Here is a 19,217-nt window from a genome sequence, read left to right as displayed (position 1 = left end):
CGGAGTTGCTCATCTGTACTTTCTGCGTGTAATTGCTTATCTTCACTACCATTGCAACACTTCACTCTCTAGCCAAAAACAGCTTATGTCTAGCAATGAATCTAGTAACTACGACCCTCGTAATGCTGAATGGGATGGTGTTGGAATTGACCAATGGGAGCCATCTAAGTGGAAACAATGGAAAGCCAAATCTTCCCCATCAGATGAAAGTGTAAAGATAGAGCGTGAATATCTTCGGATAAAACACGCTATTGGGCAAGCTAACTCGGCATTAAGTTTAGATAGAGTGAAGGTCAAACTTAAGCTAACTAGCGTTAAAACTATTGGTTTACAAGGGACTTTTCCCTGTAAACCTGGCGATATTGGAAAAAATGGTAGTCCAAGTAAGCAGTATACCATTTCGCTTGGGTTTGCTGCGAATGATTTAGGTGTGAAAACGGCAGTAGTAAAAGCACGAGAATTAGATTTATTGTTGATAACAAAACAATTTCGGTGGACACCAGAGTTATTAGGTAAACAAGCACAAAAGCTAGCTTTACCAGAACAGGAAAATTCTCCGAAACTTATTAGTGAATGGATTGAAGATTATCAGCGAGAATTTTGGAAAACTCATCAAAAGAATCGTCAAGGTATACGAACTTGGGAAACTCATTACATGAGGCATTTAAAAAAACTTCCTCAAGATTTACCTATGTCTTCATATGCATTGGAGAAAGCATTAGAAAGAACTAAACCGAATACATCAGGAAGGTTTTTCTTAGTATGGCAACTGAAGAAGTTTTGCGAGTTTTGCGGAATTAATGGCTTAAAAACAATTGATGCTTATGCAACTCCTAAACCATATCCAACAATTCGCCAAGTGCCATCAGATGAAGAAATTATCCAAGGCTTTACTAAAATTGGGCTGCCTTTATCAGCTTATGCTAGTAAAGAGAATCTAACACAACCCGAACAATGGCAATGGGCTTATGGGATGTTAGCAACTTATGGCTTAAGGCCACATGAATTATTTGCGATAGATATAGAAGCCTTTACTAACACTCAAAATACTTTTCATTTAGTAACTCTAAATCCGAGTTTGACAGAGGGTACTAAAACTGGCGAGCGCAGTTGCGGAATTCCGCCATTACATCCCCATTGGGTGGAATTATTTGATTTAAAAAATATAAAATTTCCTTACAACGAAGGCAAATTAAGTAATAAAACGGCAAAACTTTATATCAGATTTAGAGTTACTAATTTGGGGTTTAGACCCTATGAATTACGTCACGCTTATGCAATCCGCGGACATCGCCTACAAGTGCCCATTAAAACGATGGCCGATTATATGGGACATACAGTGCAAGAGCATACCAAGACATATCAAAGATGGATGAACGAAGATGCAAATTTAGCAATTTATCGCGAAGTTGTCATTCACAGACAGGGTACAACAAAGGAAGCCTTGAAGGCAAGAATTAGTGAATTAGAAGCAGAAGTACAGGCTTTGAAGGCTGAAAATGCAACAATTAAAGGATTGTTGATTCAGCATCAGTTGGGCGAATTACTGAGTTAGTTTTTGTGTTAAAAAATATTGAACCACAAAGGCACAAAGACACAAAGAAGATTCTTGAGCCATCATGTTGTTTGCTGAAATGAGTTGGGAATAATAAGTGCTGTAGTTGCCTTTATTTCCTTAGCTGGCAAGTAACAATACTATGGCTTGCAATCTTATCTCTGTAGATAAAAATACTTACGAATCTCTTCAACAAGAGCTGATAGAACTACGTCAGATAGTAGAGTCTAATCGCTGCTTGGATAGCGTTGAACCTAGTCTACAGCAGATGCGCTCGTTTATAGAATACACTCCAGCTGCGATCGCTGTATTTGACCGTCAAATGCGTTACCTCGCAGCTAGTCGGCGGTGGCGAGAAGATTATAGCTTGAGCGATGAAGACATTATTGGTCGCTCTCATTATGAAATATTCCCCCAAATTCCCCAACATTGGCGGGAAATTTACCAACGTTGTTTAGCAGGTGCGATTGAGGAATCCGCAGAAGATGCTTTTCCTGGTGCAAACGGGAAAATCGAATGGGTGAAGTGGGAGATTCATCCTTGGTACGAAGATTTTGGTGCAGTTGGTGGGATCGTCATCTGTACGGAAGCGATCGCTAATCGCAAACAGAGCGAAAAGCTTTTAAGAAATATTACCGCTAATGTACCAGGTGCAATTTTTCAGTTCACCAACCGTAATGGTGTTTGGAGAGTCGATTATATCAGCGACTTTATCTGGGAACTGGCGGGAATTACAGCAGCAGATATGATACAGGATTTCAATAGCTTTGTGGCTCGCGTGCATCCAGAAGATATTGAAAACTATGTGGCCTCAGTAGTAGAGACAGTGGAAAATTCCATTCCTTGGCACTACGAAGGACGGTTAATTAAACCTAACGGAGAAATTATTTGGTGGCAAGGAGACTCAACTCCTATACGTAACGACCAAGGGGAGATTATCTTCTGTGGTGTACTATTAGATATTACTGACCGCAAGCAAGTAGAAGCAGAACTCAAACAACTCAATGAAGAGTTAGAAACTACTGAAGCAAGATTACAGCGACTAGCAGATAACGTACCGGGAATGCTGTACGAATTTTGCCTTCAACCAGATGGTCAAATGTCTTTTCCCTATGTTTCTTCAGGATGTCGAGAAATTCTAGAAATCGAACCGGAACAGATTATAGAAGATGCTTCCTTATTGTTTGCCCAAATTGACCCGGAGGATACTTCACAAGTACTCCAAGCAATGAATTACTCTGCCCAAACGCTGGAAAACTTTGAGCAAGACTGGCGAATAATTACTCCTGTAGGTTTGCAAAAATGGGTAAAATCATTTTCCCGACCAGAACGTCAAGCTGCTGGAGAAACAACTTGGTATGGGTGCTTAATTGATATTAGCGATGTCTACGACGGGCTACGCCAACGCCAAAAAATACAACAACAACTACAAGAGCAGGCACAGTTTTTACAAAGTATTTGGGAAGGTGTAGATTATGGCATTTTTGTCTTGGATGTTTTAGATGATGGTGAAGAGTTTCGTTATGTGAAATTCAATCCAGCCATGCTCAGAAATAGTTCCATTCCCCTTGAATCCTTTGTAGGAAAAACAATGGCAGAGGCGCTACCTGCTGATATGGCACATTACTATCGCCAACGCTATCGCGAATGTATCAAATCAGGCAAGAGCATATTTTATGAGGAGTTTTTCTATATTCATGACCAGGAAACTTGGTGGTTATTAAATGTCACGCCTCTGTTAGATAGTACCTCACGCATTTCTCAGTTAGTGATAACAGCAACTGACATCACAGAACGCAAGCAAACTGAACAGGAACGGCAAAGATTTGTTTCTCTGATTGAAAATAGTAGTGACTTCATTGGTTTTGCCAGCTTAGAAGGAAAAGCCATGTTTATTAATGAAGCTGGATTAAAGCTAATTGGAATTGATAATTTAGCAGCAGTAGAAGACTTCAAAATTATTGATTGCATCTTACCAGAAGACAGAGAATATATGCGGCGGCACATTTTACCTGCTGTTATAGAACGTGGTTTATGGCAGGGAGAATATCGTTTCCGACACTTTCCCACTGAAGAAGCAATCCCAGTTGACTTTAATATGTTCATAGTTAAAAATTCAGAGACTGGCGATCCTTTGTGTTTGGCAACAATTACTCGTGATATTAGCGAACGCAAACAAGCAGAAGCTCGATTACAAGAACAAGAACAGTTTTTACGCAGCATTTATGATGGGGTTCCGCAATTAATATTTATTGTCGATGTGCTAGAAAGTGGTACATTTCGTTTTGCTGGTTGTAACTCAGCAGCAGAAAAAATAGTAGGTGTGAATCATGAAAAGATGACTGGTAAAACTCCAGAAGAGTTGCATGGAGCGATTGAAGGTGCAGCAATAACTCAGCGATATCAACGCTGTATAGAAGCTGGTAGTGCAATTTCTTATGAAGAATGTTTGAGTTTCGATGGTAAAGAAACCTGGTGGTTTACTACTATCAATCCTCTGCGAAATAGCGAAAGTAGAATTTATCGGCTTGTGGGAACTACTTTAAATATTACAGAGCGCAAACAAGCAGAAGAAGCACTACAAGCTAGTCAACACTTTATTCAACGCATTGCCGATTCTTCTCCTAATGTTCTCTACATTTTTGATTTAGAAGAACAACGCAATGTTTACGCAAATCAAGAAATTGCTACTCTTATCGGTTACTCTAATACAGAAATTCAGCAAATGGGAGAAAATCTGATTCCCACCATTATGCATCCAGATGATTGGGAAACAGTCAGACATCACCATGAAAAATTTATTACAGCCAAAGATGGCGATATTGTTGAATTTGAATTTCGAGTCAGACGTCCTAATTGTGAGTGGTGCTGGCTCTACACTCGGGAGACACCATTCAACCGGAATAATGAAGGACAAATTAAGCAAATTTTGGGTGTATCAACTGACATTACAGAGCGCAAACAAGCGGAAATTAAATTACAACAACAAGCACAAAACTTAGAAGCAACCTTGAGCGAACTCCAACGTACCCAAACCCAACTCATCCACAGTGAGAAAATGTCCTCAATAGGCAATATGGTTGCAGGCGTTGCTCATGAAATCAACAATCCAGTCAATTTCATTCACGGTAATTTAATTCCTGCCAGTCAATACACCAAAGACTTATTACGATTAGTAGAACTCTATCAACAACACTACCCCGATCCTCCCGAAGAAATTCAAGCAGAAATTGTCGACATTGACCTTGATTTTCTCAAAGAAGACTTAGTAAAACTTCTAGAGTCTATGCGGATAGGTACTCAACGCATTCGTGAAATAGTCCTATCGCTCCGCAATTTTTCGCGTTTAGATGAAGCTGAATTCAAGCAGGTAGACATCCATGAAGGTCTTGATAGTACTCTGATGATTCTTCACAACCGCTTGAAATCTAAACAAAATCACCCAGAGATTTCGGTAATTAAAGAATATGCTAAACTTCCTTTAATTGATTGCTACCCAGGTCAATTAAATCAGGTATTTATGAATATTTTAAGTAATGCTATTGATGCTTTAGAAGAGTCATTAGTAACTAAATGTGAGCAAATTATCAATCCTCAAATTCGCATTTGTACAGAAGTTATCGATCGGAATCGCGTAGCTATCCGAATTTCAGATAACGGTAAGGGAATCCCTCCAGCAATTCGCTCGAAATTATTTGACCCTTTCTTTACTACAAAAGATGTAGGTAAAGGGACTGGATTAGGGTTATCAATTAGTTACCAAATTGTTGTAGATAAACATAGCGGTAAGTTATCTTGTAATTCCGCACCAGAACAAGGAGCAGAATTTGTGATTGAAATTCCTGTTAATCAGCCCAAAGTCCCACAGTAAACAATTAAAATTGGGAGTGAAAAAGTGCGATCGCAATGACCCTTCTGACATGAGATAAAATATGATTGAGTGGGTACTAGTTAGGTGAACTGTAGAAGCGAGGCAAGTTATGTTACTTCAACTCAACCAACTAATTGTACCTGTCGGTCATCAGTTATTGATTAAAAATGTATCCTGGTCGGCATACAAAGCTCTTTTGGCTGAATTGGGTGAAAATCGCAATTCTCGCATCTCTTACAGTCAAGGAATGTTAGAAATCATGGCTCCACTTCCAGAGCATGAGGTAAGTAAAAAAATTATTGGCAATTTGGTGGAAATCTTATTAGAAGAACTCGATATGGAATTTTGGAGTTTAGGTTCTACTACTTTTGACCAAGAACAAATGGATGCTGGAGTAGAACCTGATGATTGTTTCTACATTCAAAATGAAGCGGCTGTACGCGGTAAAGATAGAATTGATTTAACAGTCGATCCGCCTCCTGATTTAGCAATTGAAATTGATATTACCTCTCGCACTCGGTTTAATAATTATGAGGTATTGGGTGTGCCAGAATTATGGCGATGGAAGGGAAATAAACTAGAAATTAATGTTTTGATTAATAGTAAATATGTAGCATCTACAGCTAGTGCTATTTTTCCTAATTTACCGATTACTCAAATTATTCCTGAATACTTAATGCGCAGTAAAGCTGAGGGGAGGAATGCAGCGATGAGAGCATTTCGGAGTTGGGTAAGAGAGCAAATATGATTTCTTGGAGTTAATGGAAATTGCGGTGTTTTCAATATCCTCTGGATCGCCATCACAGGGCATGAGATAATCGCGGTCAGTGTGGCGTATGCCATGACCACTAAAGAAGAACCAAAAGTTATCTCCTGCACCTAAGAAGGGATTTTCAAATAATTGTCGCAAGATTCGCAGTAAGTTAGTGCAGTTGGGGCGAGTCGATTTCCCAGCAATATCAGGGGAGTCATCACAGAAAAAGTATATCGTCTCAAACCCTGCTTCATTGCGGAGAAATTCCTGCATTAACTGTGCATCCCGCTGGGCATATTTTAGCGGTTGCAGTAAATCATATCGGTTAATACCAATTGCAATCGCCCAATTCTTCACCATCTCATTTTGCTTCTTGTCGTTTGAAGGTCAGCTTAATTGCTCCTTTACCGCTAGCTTTTGCACCACTGCCAATTAACTTTACTTCCCCTTCACCACTAATTTCTACTGAGAGTTCAATTTCTTCTAGCTGCATCCCAGAGTTAACTTTAGCTTGCTGTTCTGCACGGCTGAATAAGCGTCCTACTACTTGCAGAAAGTGAGACATTTCTTGCTCTAATTTTTGGGCGCTAACTCTCACTGCATCTCCAGCCCCTTTACTACTCGTAGTTTCTCTTGTTTCTTCTCTCCAGTCACCTCCTCTAGTAATACCGCCTTTTGTATCGTCAGGAATGGAAATTTGAGGGGTGTCATCGGTGACAATCCAAATGCTATCTGAAGGTGTTTCTGGCATGGTGGGTTAAGTGTTTATCTCAGATTTTTCCAAAATACCATATATATATACAACGGTATCGGGGCCGATTTCGATAAAAGTTTTGTCTCACGCAGAGCCGCAGAGGCGCAGAGAGAAATTACATAATATAGTCACGAATAAAATTTCTAAACCTTGGCGTTACTCTGCACTACCTCTGTGCCCCTCTGCGTTTAAAAATTCTCTTAATTAATATCAAGTTATAATAAGCGATCGCCTAAATTTCACTTTGTTCGCATCTTCATAGAAAATGGTTAAAGTTTGATTTTCTGATGTCTTATGGCGAATCTAAGTCTATCAAAACCCGCGCTGGCAGGTTTCTATATTTAGGCATTTTTAACCATATTTAAGCTCAAAAGTCAATAGCCAAGCCAGGAAAACGAGACAAAAATGGGTAGTAAAAAGTAAGAAAAAAGTAAGAAACGAATTTTCAGGTAAACGCTAGAAAGCATACAGGGAGGGTAAAATAGATGGTGCGACCGCGCAAGGTCTTTGCTCAGCATTGGCTCAAAAGTGAGAAGGCTCTGGACGCTATTGTGAAGGCGGCGGAATGTCAGGAGAGCGATCGCGTTCTGGAGATTGGCCCGGGAACGGGTATTCTGACTCGTCGTTTATTACCTTTTGTGCAATCGTTAGTGGCTGTAGAAATCGACCGGGATTTGTGTGCATTATTAGCAAAGCAATTAGGTAAAAGAGAAAATTTTCTCCTATTACAAGGGGACTTTTTGACTTTGGATTTACATGAAAACTTGGCAGCATTTCCTAATTTCCAAAATCAAAATAAAGTAGTTGCTAATATCCCCTATAACATCACCGGGCCGATAATCGAAAAACTCCTGGGTACGATTGCTAATCCCAATCCTCAACCGTTTGATTCAATAGTATTATTAGTGCAAAAAGAAGTAGCAGAAAGGTTGTATGCGAAAGCAGGTTCAAAAACTTTTGGAGCGTTGAGCGTTAGGGTGCAATATCTGGCAGAATGTGAGTTAATTTGTACAGTACCCGCAAGTGCATTTCATCCTGCACCAAAAGTCGATTCAGCAGTAGTTAGGTTGCGTCCTCGACAGATAGAAACACCAGCAATCGACCCGCGAAAATTAGAGAATTTGATCAAGCTAGGATTTGGGGCGAAGCGGAAAATGTTACGAAATAATTTACAACCAGTAGTAGAACGCGATCGCCTGACCCACTTACTGGAACAATTAGAGATAAATCCCCAAGTACGCGCTGAAGACCTCAGCGTCTCCCAATGGGTGACTCTAGCTAATGAAGTAGGAAGTCTGAAGTCTGAAGGCTAAAACTTTCATACTTCATGCTTCATCCTTTATCCTTCATCCTTTTGAAAATGCGTTCTTACAGCTTAATTGCCCCTGCTAAAATCAACTTGTATCTGGAAATCATTGGCGATCGCCCGGATGGATTTCATGAGTTAGCGATGATACTGCAAAGTATCGAACTCGCAGACCAGATTAGCGTGCGTTCTCTTAGCACAGACAATATTCGCGTCCACAGCCAACACCCACAAGTACCTACAGATAAAAGTAATCTGGCTTACCGTGCAGCTGAACTCATGGTGAAGGAATTTCCAGATACCTTTGCCAAGTATGGTGGAGTAGAAATTACCATCGACAAGCATATTCCGGTAGCAGCTGGGTTGGCTGGAGGTTCGACAAACGCCGCAGCAGTGTTGGTAGGGATAGATTTACTCTGGAATTTGGGGTTAACTCAAACAGAACTCGAAGAATTAGGAGCAATCTTAGGTTCAGACGTACCCTTCTGTATCGCAGGTGGAACGGTAATTGCTACAGGTAGAGGCGAACAACTTTCTCCCCTGCCGAGTTTAGACAATATATATATAGTATTGGCGAAATATCGGAGCTTAGAAGTTTCCACTGCTTGGGCGTACAAAACTTATCGGCAGCAGTTTGGTAATACATATATAAAAGATAATGCCGACTTAATCGCTCGTGCTAATGCAGTTCACTCCGGGCCGATAGTGAAAGCCATAGCCAATAAAGATGCAGCAGACATCGCTCAAAAATTGCATAACGATCTAGAGCGTGTAGTCTTACCAGAATATCCCCAAGTTCTGCAACTGCGAGAATTGTTTGCGTCACAGGAAGGTGTTTTAGGAACGATGATGTCTGGTTCCGGCCCAACAGTTTTTGCTTTGGTTGAATCGCAACAGCAAGCAGAAGTAGTTAAGCAACAAATAAGAGCCGCTATTCCTGATGAAGATCTAGAATTATTTGTGACGCGAACAGCTACACATGGAATTAAAATCGCATCCTCAGTTTAAGTAAAATCCAAAATCCAAAATTGTATGACCGATCCAAATTCACTTCCTCAACCAGATGCTCAAGCACAAGTACAAACCAGTCCGTTACGCTGTGTAACTGGAGCGATAATTTCTGGGGGATTAGGATACGCACTATATTCGCTGATGATTGCGATCGCCACAAGTTTTGCGAACAAACCCATCCATTCAGATAATCAATTAGTGGTTAGACTAACCTCCGCCGTTCGGACATTGGTAGTCGGCTTAGTCGCCTTGGGTTCGGGAATATTTGCTCTCGTCGCCGTTGGTCTGTTGGCTTTGGCTGTACAACTATTAGTGCAAAAGTTCAAAAAAAATCCAGAGTCCAATTAAAACCAGATTTACCTGTGAGTCTTCAATTTTGAATTCGCCGCAGGGGTTGATGTTGCATCAATTTCCTCACATCCTCAACAGGTAATCCTAACTCTTGGCTGATTGCGGCTTCCAGTTGAGTTAAATCTGTGACGAAAAATTCAAATTGTAATTCCTTGACCACTGGGGAATCTGTCTTGACTTTCACTCTGGAAATACCTAAACGCTTGTTGATTTCTGGTTGGATTGACAGCACGGTTCTGTTAGGCTGCTTCGTCAATTGAGCATCAACCTTTAGGTATCTCATGGTTTGGTGAGAGCGAGTTAACACCCCATCCATCACAAACCCGCATCCCAACCAAAAAGCTAATCCTAACAGAGGTAAAGGCAACCAAAACTCTAATCCCAGAGAACGCAATATTTTAAACCATCGGGATTGGAGCATAATTTTATTAATATCAAATAGTGAAAGCTAAAATTTGCTCTGCTGCTCGTTGTCCGCTACGAATCGCTCCCTCCATATAACCACAAAATTCAACCGGAGCAGTATGTTCTCCTGCAAAAATGAGTCGTCCAGCAGAGTACGATAAGTCAGAACGCCAGGTTTTCAAGTCTGATGGAGCGAAGTAGCAGTAAGCACCCTGCGACCAAGGATCGGCACCCCAGTCATGAGTTGCAGTTGAGATCGCTTCCGGAGCATTTGGATAGAGCGTAGATACTGTTTGTTGTGCTAACTCAACAGCGTGTCCTGCAACATTTCGGCTAGGTGTCCCGCTACTCGTACAAGCAAGAATTCCCGCTTCCTGAGCCTGAGCTACTGTAGATTCCCAGACTGTTTGATAAGGTGTGTCTCCTACGACTAACCCCCAATTTAATTGCCGCCAGAAACGGTGAGAGTACTGAAGTAAAGTCTTTATTGATACCCCATAAGGCAAGCGAGCGATCGCCTCTCGTTGTACCTGTGACAACGGAACTTCAATCGACAAATGACGCAAGACACTCCAAGGAACTGTCACCACAATCCAGTCGCCAAATACTTCCACCTGTCCCTGAAGAGTATTGAGAGTCACAGCAACAGTTTGTTCTTGCTGTTGAATCCGCACAACAGGGGTGTTGAGATGGATGCGATCGCCTAAAAAGCGAGCAAATGCAGTTGCAAGTTGAGTACTACCACCTTGAATTCGCAGACTGCGATCGCCTGTTGTACCACTGTAAGCAAAAAAGCCAACTCCAATGGCCTCTGGATCGGCAGCATACAAACCGTAGGATTGCTGACGAACAACTTTGCAGGCAAAGGGAGCAATCGAATTTGCGGTAAGCCACTGAGTTAATGTTTGGGCTGGATCGGCCTGCTGTTCCAATAATTCATCTAACTTTTGATATACATCATTTAAAGCAGCTTGTTGTTGAGCAGTCAGCGTTTTTTGAGGTTGGAAATTACCATCTATGTAATAGCAGAGGTCACTTGGAAAGGTAATAGCAGGCTCAAGTTTGAGGTTGAATTGAGTCGCATAAGACATCAATGCTGTATGGTTATCGTCAACAAACTCTGCACCCAATTCACCATACTGTTCTGCTGTCAAAAACGCCGTTTGGACTCGTCCTCCAACTCGCGATCGGGCTTCAAAAATTTGCACATCAAACCCAGCAAGAACCAGTTCATAAGCAACCGTCAGTCCTGCCAATCCAGCCCCAACTACAATTACTCGTTTGCTCATTAGGCTAGTCTACAGATTTTGTCTTTTCTATAAATTCCCAATTGTAATGTCCCATACTCTATTAACTGTCTCTTCTATCCACCGGAGTGTTATTTTTATTGAACTCACGTTAATTGTGGATAAGGGATTTCCAAAAAATAAATTATCCAATTTACTCAGATAATATAGCAATCAAACTCTTGCCTTCAGCGCTTGTTTTGCAATATTACTAACCCTGTCTTGGGAATTATTGCTTAACTGCTCCAAAATTGAAATCGGTGTGTTGACATTTGTGACAACAGCCGCCCGAATATGGTCATAGGAATGAACTGCGAGTTGTTCTAGCACATTGACAGGTGTATTGGGATGAATAGCAATAGCGCGTAGAGCATCAATCGTATTAAAATGCTGGGTTTGGTTGATTTTTAAATAAAGCTTCTCCAGTCCCTCTGAAGGTGTATTCGGGTTTTGAGCGAGACTTAGGAGAAAAATAACCTGTACGCTAGACGGAGCTTGATAGTCTATAAGTGTAAGCAGCATAGTGGGTGGTGTTCTTAAAGAAGATGCGATCGCCTCCATTACAACGCATTCATTCATCTGCAACAGATTTTCTAACACTTTTGGAGTGATGTCAGAACGTCTCACCAATCGAACTGCAATTTCTTTATATTTTTCAATCTTGCCTAGATTAGCTGGCGAGACTCGTTGACGTTGCTTAACCAAGAAATCTGCAAAAAATTCTATAACGGTAGAGGTTGCATTGGGATGGTTTGCAGCTTTGAAGGGTACATCTTCATCTGTATCCTGCGCAAGTTTTTCTAAAACCTTTGCAGGGGTTGAGGGATGAGCCGCAACTAATAGCCGGACAGAGGCTCGTTGATCGCTGGCTAACCGTTCTAGCAAATCGATTGATGTTCCAGGTTTACCCTCCATAAAATTGATGATGGCGATCGCAGTTTCGGAAACATTTGGATGCTTCTTGACCATCTCACGAATTTCTTTGGGATTTTCTCCTGCTAGTTTTTCCAATATTGCGCTTGGTGTATTAGGATTTCGCGCAAGTGCTTGATGCATAGAAGAATTTCTCCAATCAGCAAACTTATCAAGTAGAGATAAAGGTGCTTTGGGGTTCTGAGCGATCGCTATTTCGACATCGCTGCGTCCTTTCTTAGCTAGTTTAAGCAACAACGATTCAGAAGTGTTCGGATTTTGAGCGATGGTGATAAATAGGTGATTATAATCAAATTCATCTTCATCATAATAGTCATCATCGTCATCGCGGAAAGGAGGCGGGCTTTCTACAAGTTGTTCTAGGATATGAAGAGGTGTCTTTGGATTTCCCGCCACAGCACAAAGAATTTTTTCATCCTCAATTTGGGATAAGCGAGCAAGCATCTGTTCGCTAGTTTTTGTGCTACGTGCTAAAGAAAGCCTAACGAAATGACTCTCAGGATTTTCTAGCAGCAAAAGATTAAAAATCGGGTTTGCAGTTATCGCGTCTGGAAATTCTTTACCTAATTTGAGCAGTGTTTCCGTTGGTGTATTCGGATTTCTAGCTACAGCCTCGCGAACTTCTGGCTGAGGATGTGAAGATAACTCCTCAAGCACCTCAGTTGAGGTATCATCAGCAGAGGCAATTGCCAAATCTTTGTTATCAAGCATAGTTAAGACTGAGATTTTAGATATAAAATTAGCTTTCCCAAAATCTCAAGGCACTATTAATTTAACGACTATAGATAGACTGTCAATAATCCTTCGGGATGCCTCCGGAAACATTGCCTCAGCTTGCGAAGTATATGTATTATAAAAGTAATACTCTTGGAAAACTACGGTAAAAGCATATGTAGTCCCTCGTCTCAATCAAATTCAGTTCAATGACGAATGCTAGCAATCCTCTGTTGCTTGTTCGTTTCAGTTCGTCGCGAAATTATTTGATTGCAGTCGCCAAGGTATAAAGTCATGGAACAAATTTATAAATATCCGCGTACCCATCACATTGAGGGTTCGCGGTTGCAACCTGGGGATGAAGACCTCGATAGTATTCCCTTTGATGCAATTAAAGAACAGTACGTAGTAGTTGAAGAAAAAGTTGATGGTGCAAATGCTGCAATTAGTTTTGCGGCTGATGGTCAAATTCGACTGCAAAGCCGGGGACATTATTTAACAGGTGGAGTGCGAGAAAAGCATTTCAACTTGTTCAAACAGTGGGCAAATACTCACGCCTTAGCATTTTGGCAAGTATTGGGAAGTCGCTATATTCTCTTTGGAGAATGGCTGTATGCCAAGCACACGGTATTTTATGATGCTTTACCCCACTACTTTCTAGAATACGATGTGCTGGATTTAGAAAAGCAAGTATTTCTCAGCACCAAAAGCCGTCAGCAGTTACTATCTGGATTGCCTTTAGTTTCTGTACCAGTACTGTTTTCTGGCAAACTCCAATCTTATAAACAACTGCTGGGATTGCTGGGTGAATCTCATTATCAAACCCCTGCATATCTGCAACATTTCCGCGAAATTTGTCAGGAAAAAGGACTCGATGTTGAACGTTCCCTCAAACAAACTGACCAAAGTTCTTTGATGGAAGGTTTATACATCAAAGTGGAACCAGAAGATACGGTAACGGCGCGTTATAAATACGTGCGTTCGAGCTTTTTAACCACCATCCAACAATCCGATGGGCATTGGCTCAACCGCCCGATTATACCTAATCTTCTACGTGCCGATGCGGATTTGTTTGGGTAATAGTCATTGGTCAAGAGTCAAGAGTCAAGCATTTCTTTCCTCCTTGTCCCCTTCATCCCCCTACAAAATTTATGAATTCCTCTATTCAATCTTGGTCTTTTCCATATTGTCCAAGCGAAACTGATTGGTCGATTAATTGGTCAGCCTTGGAAGCTGAATTTGATTGGCTGCGATCGCTTGCCGATTGTCCTCAAGATCCGCGTTACCATGCGGAAGGGAATGTTCTCGTTCATACAAAATTAGTATGTGAGGCATTAGTAGCATTACCCCAATGGCGAGCATTACCTGCTAAAGAGCGATCGCTTTTATTTGCGGCGGCTTTGCTACATGATGTCGCCAAACCTGCGGCGACCGAAATAGCAGCAGACGGAGCCATTTCCTCGAAAGGTCACGTACTCCAAGGTGCAAAAATGGCACAGCAGATTCTTTGGGATTTGCAAGTACCATTTAAAGAACGCGAGGCGATCGCATCTTTGGTTAAATATGGCAGTTTACCCCTGTGGTTTTGGGACAAACCCAACCCCGAACGCGCAGTTATCAAAGCCAGCCAAATTATCCGTTGCGATCTGCTGAGTTTGCTAGCAGAAGCAGATGTCAGAGGGCGTTATTGTGACGACCAAGCCCAATTAATTGAACGCATCGAGTTTTTCCGCGAATTTTGTCAAGAAAATCACTGTTTTCACCAACCTAGAAGATTTCCATCTGCCCATAGTCGGTTTGTGTATTTCCAAAAAGAAAATGGCAACCCAGACTATGAAGCTTATGACGATACCCGCTTTCAGGTAGTGATGATGTCAGGATTACCGGGTGCGGGAAAAGATACTTGGATTAAAGAAAATTTACCAGACTGGGAAGTAATTTCCCTAGATAAACTACGGCAGGACATGGGCATCGATCCAGAAGATGATCAAGGCTTAGTAGCAAATGCAGCTAAAGCCTTAGCCAAAGAATATATGCGAGATGGAAAATCCTTTGTCTGGAATGCAACTAACCTCAGCCGCCAATTGCGAGGAATGCTGGTGCGCCTGTTTGCTAGCTATCAAGCCAGCATTCGCATAGTTTACCTAGAAGCATCTTGGCCAGAACTGCTGCGAAGAAATTGTGATCGCACTGCCAAAGTTCCAGAGAAAGTACTTTTACGGATGAGACAGCGCCTTGAAGTGCCTGATATTACCGAAGCTCAGACAGTGGATTGGGTAGTGCATTGAAGAAGGCAGAAGGGGAACACTGTACGTATATAAGGAATAAGGGAAGATGTCAAAATCAGAAAAGAAAAAAATGGCAACAAGCAGCGAGGTTTACCATCGCATTATCTGGGATGTGCGTCTTGATAGCAGCGCTTTTGTTGTCGGTTATCAAGAACGTCTTTCATCTACAGGAATGCGAGAAAAACCTTTAGCACAATGGGCGACAGATGGGGATATTCCTTGGCATCGCATCCGCTATATCCGTTGTGGAGACGTGGTTGTTTGGGATCGGGAACAGCATTTAGATTTAATTTCCACTGGAGAGTTACCGACTGCGGCGTGGAAAACCCAAACTACAGAGAATGTTGAGGAGAAAGTTGTCAAGATATTAGATAGCACAGCGATATTCAATCCGCGACCCGTTTATAAATACGATAGCCAAGGTTGGCAACCAGATTTACAACCAATCGCAGCCTTTAACGTAGAAAGTTTGACAATAGTTAGTTTTAACGTACTTTGTGACCTCTACGAACAGGATAAAATCGAAACAGAGAAAAGATTACCAGTAATTGTTGAGCAGCTACGTCAATGTAACGCCGATATTATCGCTATCCAAGAAGCGACACCAGCTTTAGTAGAGTTGCTTTTATCGCAAACTTGGGTACGCAATTATTACATATCCGAATCCAACACAGCCGAAACAGTGCGACCTTACGGTAATTTATTATTGTCTCGCTTGCCTTTTACACTCGTTGAGCATCAGTTTTCTGGACACAAGCGGGTATTGGTAGGGAGTTGTGAAATTAACGCTCAACTATTGCACATTGCAGTCGTGCATTTAACAAGCGATTACGCTCAAAATGCCTTAGAAAAACGCCAGCATCAGCTAGCTACCATAATTGCATATCTCCAACAGCTACCAGGAAATAGCTTGATAGCTGGGGACTTTAATACACGAGGTAACGAACAAGAAGAGATATTAACGGATGCTGAGTTTGTTGATATTTGGCAACAACTACATCCTGATGCAGCAGGTTATACATTTGACCCCCAACATAACTCCTTAGCAGCGTTGATGAGTTTAAAGGGAATACCAGTTAGGCTCGATCGCATTTTACTACGAAGTCCAAACCATGATTGGCAAGCGCAGTCAATTAACTTATTTGCGTGTGAACCCATAGCAGGTACAGAGGGGAAAATTTATCCATCCGATCATTTTGGTCTTCGTGCAGTTCTTAAATTTGCGAGGTCTTTTCAGGCTTCCACATTAAGTACAGTGCGACCAGTTTATCAAAGTGCTGTAGTTGTGATTCCGCCAGACAATGTTTTACCTGCTATCCAAACCATCCGTCAGCGTTATGATGCCAGAGTTGAGCGTTGGATGGCTCACATTAATTTACTCTACGGCTTTCTCCCAGAATCCTATTTTGCTGAAGCAGTGGAAATTATTGCGCCTGCACTTGCTCAACTACAACCATTTCTAATTACCTTAACTGACTTCCAAACATTTACCCACCGCAAAAGTTCTACAGCTTGGTTGCGTCCTGTCGCCCAGCCAGAAAACGCATTGCATGAGTTACAGGCGGTACTGCAAAATCTGTTTCCGCAATGTGACGAACAAAGCAGCAAAACAACAGCAGGTTTTACACCCCACCTCAGCGTCGGACAATTCCCCAGTCCGGAAGCAGCCATTGCTGAGTTACCGCAATGGCATCCAATTAGTTTTACAGTTGACTCTATCGCCTTAATTAGCCGTCGAGGCGATGAGCCGTTTGAAGTGAGACATATTGTGTATTTGGGAGAAAGCGGAGTCACGCATTCTTCCAAATTGGAAAAGTTAATTAACAACTTGGAACCTGCATTAACTCCAGCACAACAATTACAGCGTGAAACTGTGTTAGAAGTTGTGAATCAAGCTTGTGCGGAATGTTTGGGTTTTCAACCATCATTACAGTTATTAGGTTCGGCGCGTCTTGGGGTACAAAGTCCCAACAGCGATTTGGATGTTGTGTGTGTGATTCCAACTTATCTATCAGGGGAAGCGTTTCTGGTTAGCGTCCAACAACGCTTGCAAGGATTGTGCCACACTCAACTAGTATTAGATGCACGAGTACCAATATTGCGCCTGCAACTAGAAGGAATATCCCTAGATCTACTTTACGCAAGGGTAGAAAACGAGCAATTAGCGAGGAAAACTCCGCAAAACCTTGACCCCATTAGCTTAAAAGCTATTGTCGGTTGTTGGGAAGCAGATGTAATTACAGAGGTAGTTGGCGATTATGTATCGCTTGACACCTTTCGGCAGCTATTGCGAGCAGTACGCGCCTGGGCTAAAGCCAGAGATATTTACAGCAATGCTTGGGGTTTCCTTGGAGGTTTCTCTTGGGCGTTACTTTGCGCTTGGAGTTGCAAACATTACAAAAAATCAGACGCGAGGGTAGAGGAATTACTGGCTAATTTTTTCCAGCTTTTGCACCAACATGATTGGCAGCAGGCGATCGCTCTTACAGATGCAGGTAGACAATATAAGGTACGATCGCTACGAGACTGGCTACCTATAGTCACATCAATAGAACCATGTCAGAATACTGCTCGTAATGTCACCCGTTCTACCGCACAGATACTCCGTCATGAATTTGCTAGAGGTGCAAGACTAACTAAGCAAATTTTAGCTGGCGAGGAGAAGTGGACAGCTTTATTTGAGCCAATCGACTTACATCAAGAATCAGAAATTTTCTTGATATTAAAGGTGAGTAACCAAGATAATCGTGAACTAGAAAAATGCTGCGGTATTTTAGAAGGTTACATCATTGGCTTAATTATTCAGCTTGAACAAATCGGTATCTTTGTGCAAGGTCGCACAAAGATTCAAAAGATGGAAAATACGGTGCGTTTGGTACTAGGTTTAAATCTTCCTGTTGATCATAACAGTAATACAGTAGAGGAGTTATCGAGAGATTTTCTATCGCAGTTGAATTGTCAAAATAGCAGTTTTGAGGTGACAATCTCCCATGATGGATTTGGCATTAATTAAACTGGGTGGTTCTTTAATTACTGATAAGGACAAACCTTATACTACTCGACCTGAAATAATGCAACAACTGGTTGAGGAAGTAAGCCAGATTATCAATCAACATCCCCATATAAAATTGATTATTGGTAACGGTGCTGGTTCGTTTGGGCATCAGTCAGCTAAAAAATACAATACCATTGAAGGCATGAGTTCTGATGCCGAAAAGCTAGGATTTTGTTTCGTCCACCAAGATTCTATCGATTTAAATCGGCTGCTGACGAAAATTTTTCTCCAAGCAGGTTTACCAGTAATTAGCTTACCACCTGTAACTATGGCAGTTACTCAAAATAAACAACTCATCAAAGTGGACTTTTCAGTTATCGAAAATAGTCTAGAAGCAGGTTTAATTCCTTTAGTATTTGGTGACGTAGTTTTAGATAAAGCAATTGGTAGCACCATTCTTTCTACCGATAGTTTATTAACAGAATTAGCCAAATATTTTTACACACAAGACAAGTTTAAAATTCAACTCATAAATGCAGGCGACTATCCAGGTGTATACGATTGCCAAGGCAAAGTAATATCTCAGATTACCCCATCTAATTATCATCAAATCAAAGATTTTTTAGGTGAAAGTAAATCTATAGATGTTACTGGCGGTATGTTCAAGAAAGTAGAAGAATTTTTATCTATCTCTCATTTAGGAATTGATTGCTGGATAATTGATGGAACTATCCCAGGTAATTTGACTAATGCTGTTATGGGTAAAACTGTTCAAGGTACGGTGATTCGAGCATTATGAACAGATAAAATTATCTGCCTTTATCTGCGTACCCTGCGGGAAATAGAAATTAGGTCAAAACAATTATGCAGAAAGTGAATTGGTATTACTTACTGTTTCCGGGTTGCTTCCTGATTCTACTATCCCCATAGTAACAAAAGAGGGATGAAAAGCATGTGTAGGTTGGGTTTCACTGCATTCTATCCAACCTACACA

15 protein-coding genes are annotated in these 19,217 nt (G+C 41.4%); 10 read left to right on the top strand and 5 right to left on the bottom strand.

The window, feature by feature from the left end:
• The first annotated feature begins 85 nt into the window (after positions 1-85).
• From AACU33_RS12230 to AACU33_RS12220, 3 genes are all read left to right on the top strand, one after another.
• Positions 86-1,555 carry an integrase gene (locus AACU33_RS12230; protein ID WP_096588758.1) on the top strand — a complete coding sequence of 490 codons (1,470 nt, stop codon included), beginning with the start codon at positions 86-88 and terminating at the stop codon, positions 1,553-1,555.
• A 142-nt stretch (positions 1,556-1,697) separates the two neighbouring features.
• Positions 1,698-5,426: a PAS domain S-box protein gene (locus AACU33_RS12225; protein ID WP_339375949.1), complete on the top strand. Its 3,729-nt coding sequence runs from the start codon at positions 1,698-1,700 to the stop codon at positions 5,424-5,426.
• A gap of 109 nt (positions 5,427-5,535) precedes the next feature.
• A complete protein-coding gene (locus tag AACU33_RS12220; RefSeq protein WP_096588757.1) occupies positions 5,536-6,174 on the top strand; it encodes a Uma2 family endonuclease in 639 nt (212 codons plus the stop codon).
• Here the strand turns inward: AACU33_RS12220 and AACU33_RS12215 are convergent.
• Together AACU33_RS12215 and AACU33_RS12210 are read right to left on the bottom strand one after the other, a co-directional pair.
• The gene (locus AACU33_RS12215) at positions 6,100-6,540 is read right to left on the bottom strand and encodes a caspase family protein (protein ID WP_339375948.1); all 441 of its coding nucleotides are present in this window, start codon (positions 6,538-6,540) and stop codon (positions 6,100-6,102) included. The two genes, AACU33_RS12220 and AACU33_RS12215, sit on opposite strands and share 75 nt — an antisense overlap.
• Before the next feature lies 1 nt (position 6,541).
• Positions 6,542-6,931, bottom strand: a complete 390-nt coding sequence (locus AACU33_RS12210; RefSeq protein ID WP_096588756.1) for a Pepco domain-containing protein — start codon at positions 6,929-6,931, stop codon at positions 6,542-6,544.
• A gap of 488 nt (positions 6,932-7,419) precedes the next feature.
• Here AACU33_RS12210 and rsmA point away from each other — a divergent pair, with 488 nt between their 5' ends.
• The 3 genes from rsmA to AACU33_RS12195 are packed head-to-tail and all read left to right on the top strand — an operon-like array spanning position 7,420 to position 9,599.
• On the top strand, positions 7,420-8,247 hold the full coding sequence (gene rsmA / locus AACU33_RS12205; protein ID WP_096588755.1) for a 16S rRNA (adenine(1518)-N(6)/adenine(1519)-N(6))-dimethyltransferase RsmA: 828 nt from the start codon (positions 7,420-7,422) through the stop codon (positions 8,245-8,247).
• Positions 8,248-8,294: 47 nt separating this feature from the next.
• The gene (ispE, locus tag AACU33_RS12200) at positions 8,295-9,248 is read left to right on the top strand and encodes a 4-(cytidine 5'-diphospho)-2-C-methyl-D-erythritol kinase (protein WP_096595226.1); all 954 of its coding nucleotides are present in this window, start codon (positions 8,295-8,297) and stop codon (positions 9,246-9,248) included.
• Between the two features lie 24 nt (positions 9,249-9,272).
• Complete coding sequence (locus AACU33_RS12195) at positions 9,273-9,599, top strand: DUF3082 domain-containing protein (RefSeq protein ID WP_086765689.1); 327 nt, start codon at positions 9,273-9,275, stop codon at positions 9,597-9,599.
• Between the two features lie 22 nt (positions 9,600-9,621).
• On the opposite strand, the gene AACU33_RS12190 is transcribed toward AACU33_RS12195, so the two are convergent.
• From AACU33_RS12190 to AACU33_RS12180, 3 genes are all read right to left on the bottom strand, one after another.
• On the bottom strand, positions 9,622-10,023 hold the full coding sequence (locus AACU33_RS12190; RefSeq protein ID WP_096588754.1) for a hypothetical protein: 402 nt from the start codon (positions 10,021-10,023) through the stop codon (positions 9,622-9,624).
• A gap of 13 nt (positions 10,024-10,036) precedes the next feature.
• Positions 10,037-11,296: a flavin monoamine oxidase family protein gene (locus AACU33_RS12185; RefSeq protein WP_096588753.1), complete on the bottom strand. Its 1,260-nt coding sequence runs from the start codon at positions 11,294-11,296 to the stop codon at positions 10,037-10,039.
• A 171-nt stretch (positions 11,297-11,467) separates the two neighbouring features.
• On the bottom strand, positions 11,468-12,937 hold the full coding sequence (locus tag AACU33_RS12180) for a hypothetical protein (protein ID WP_096588752.1): 1,470 nt from the start codon (positions 12,935-12,937) through the stop codon (positions 11,468-11,470).
• 297 nt (positions 12,938-13,234) lie between these two features.
• Between AACU33_RS12180 and AACU33_RS12175 the strand changes: the two genes are divergently transcribed.
• From AACU33_RS12175 to AACU33_RS12160, 4 genes are all read left to right on the top strand, one after another.
• Positions 13,235-14,020 carry an RNA ligase family protein gene (locus tag AACU33_RS12175; protein WP_096588751.1) on the top strand — a complete coding sequence of 262 codons (786 nt, stop codon included), beginning with the start codon at positions 13,235-13,237 and terminating at the stop codon, positions 14,018-14,020.
• A gap of 71 nt (positions 14,021-14,091) precedes the next feature.
• Entirely contained in the window at positions 14,092-15,228 is a 1,137-nt protein-coding gene (locus AACU33_RS12170; protein ID WP_096588750.1) for an AAA family ATPase, read from the top strand.
• A 70-nt stretch (positions 15,229-15,298) separates the two neighbouring features.
• Complete coding sequence (locus tag AACU33_RS12165) at positions 15,299-18,241, top strand: poly(A) polymerase (protein WP_339375947.1); 2,943 nt, start codon at positions 15,299-15,301, stop codon at positions 18,239-18,241.
• Positions 18,219-19,022 (top strand): isopentenyl phosphate kinase, encoded by an 804-nt coding sequence (locus AACU33_RS12160; protein ID WP_339375946.1) that lies wholly within the window; start codon positions 18,219-18,221, stop codon positions 19,020-19,022. The genes AACU33_RS12165 and AACU33_RS12160 overlap by 23 nt, the downstream gene beginning before the upstream one ends.
• Positions 19,023-19,217: the final 195 nt, after the last annotated feature.

This window comes from Calothrix sp. NIES-2098 (genome assembly GCF_963875125.1).
Classification (GTDB): Bacteria; Cyanobacteriota; Cyanobacteriia; order Cyanobacteriales; family Nostocaceae; genus Aulosira.
The sequence above is the reverse complement of the archived record's forward strand: the minus strand, read 5'-3'. Positions and strand labels throughout refer to the sequence as shown.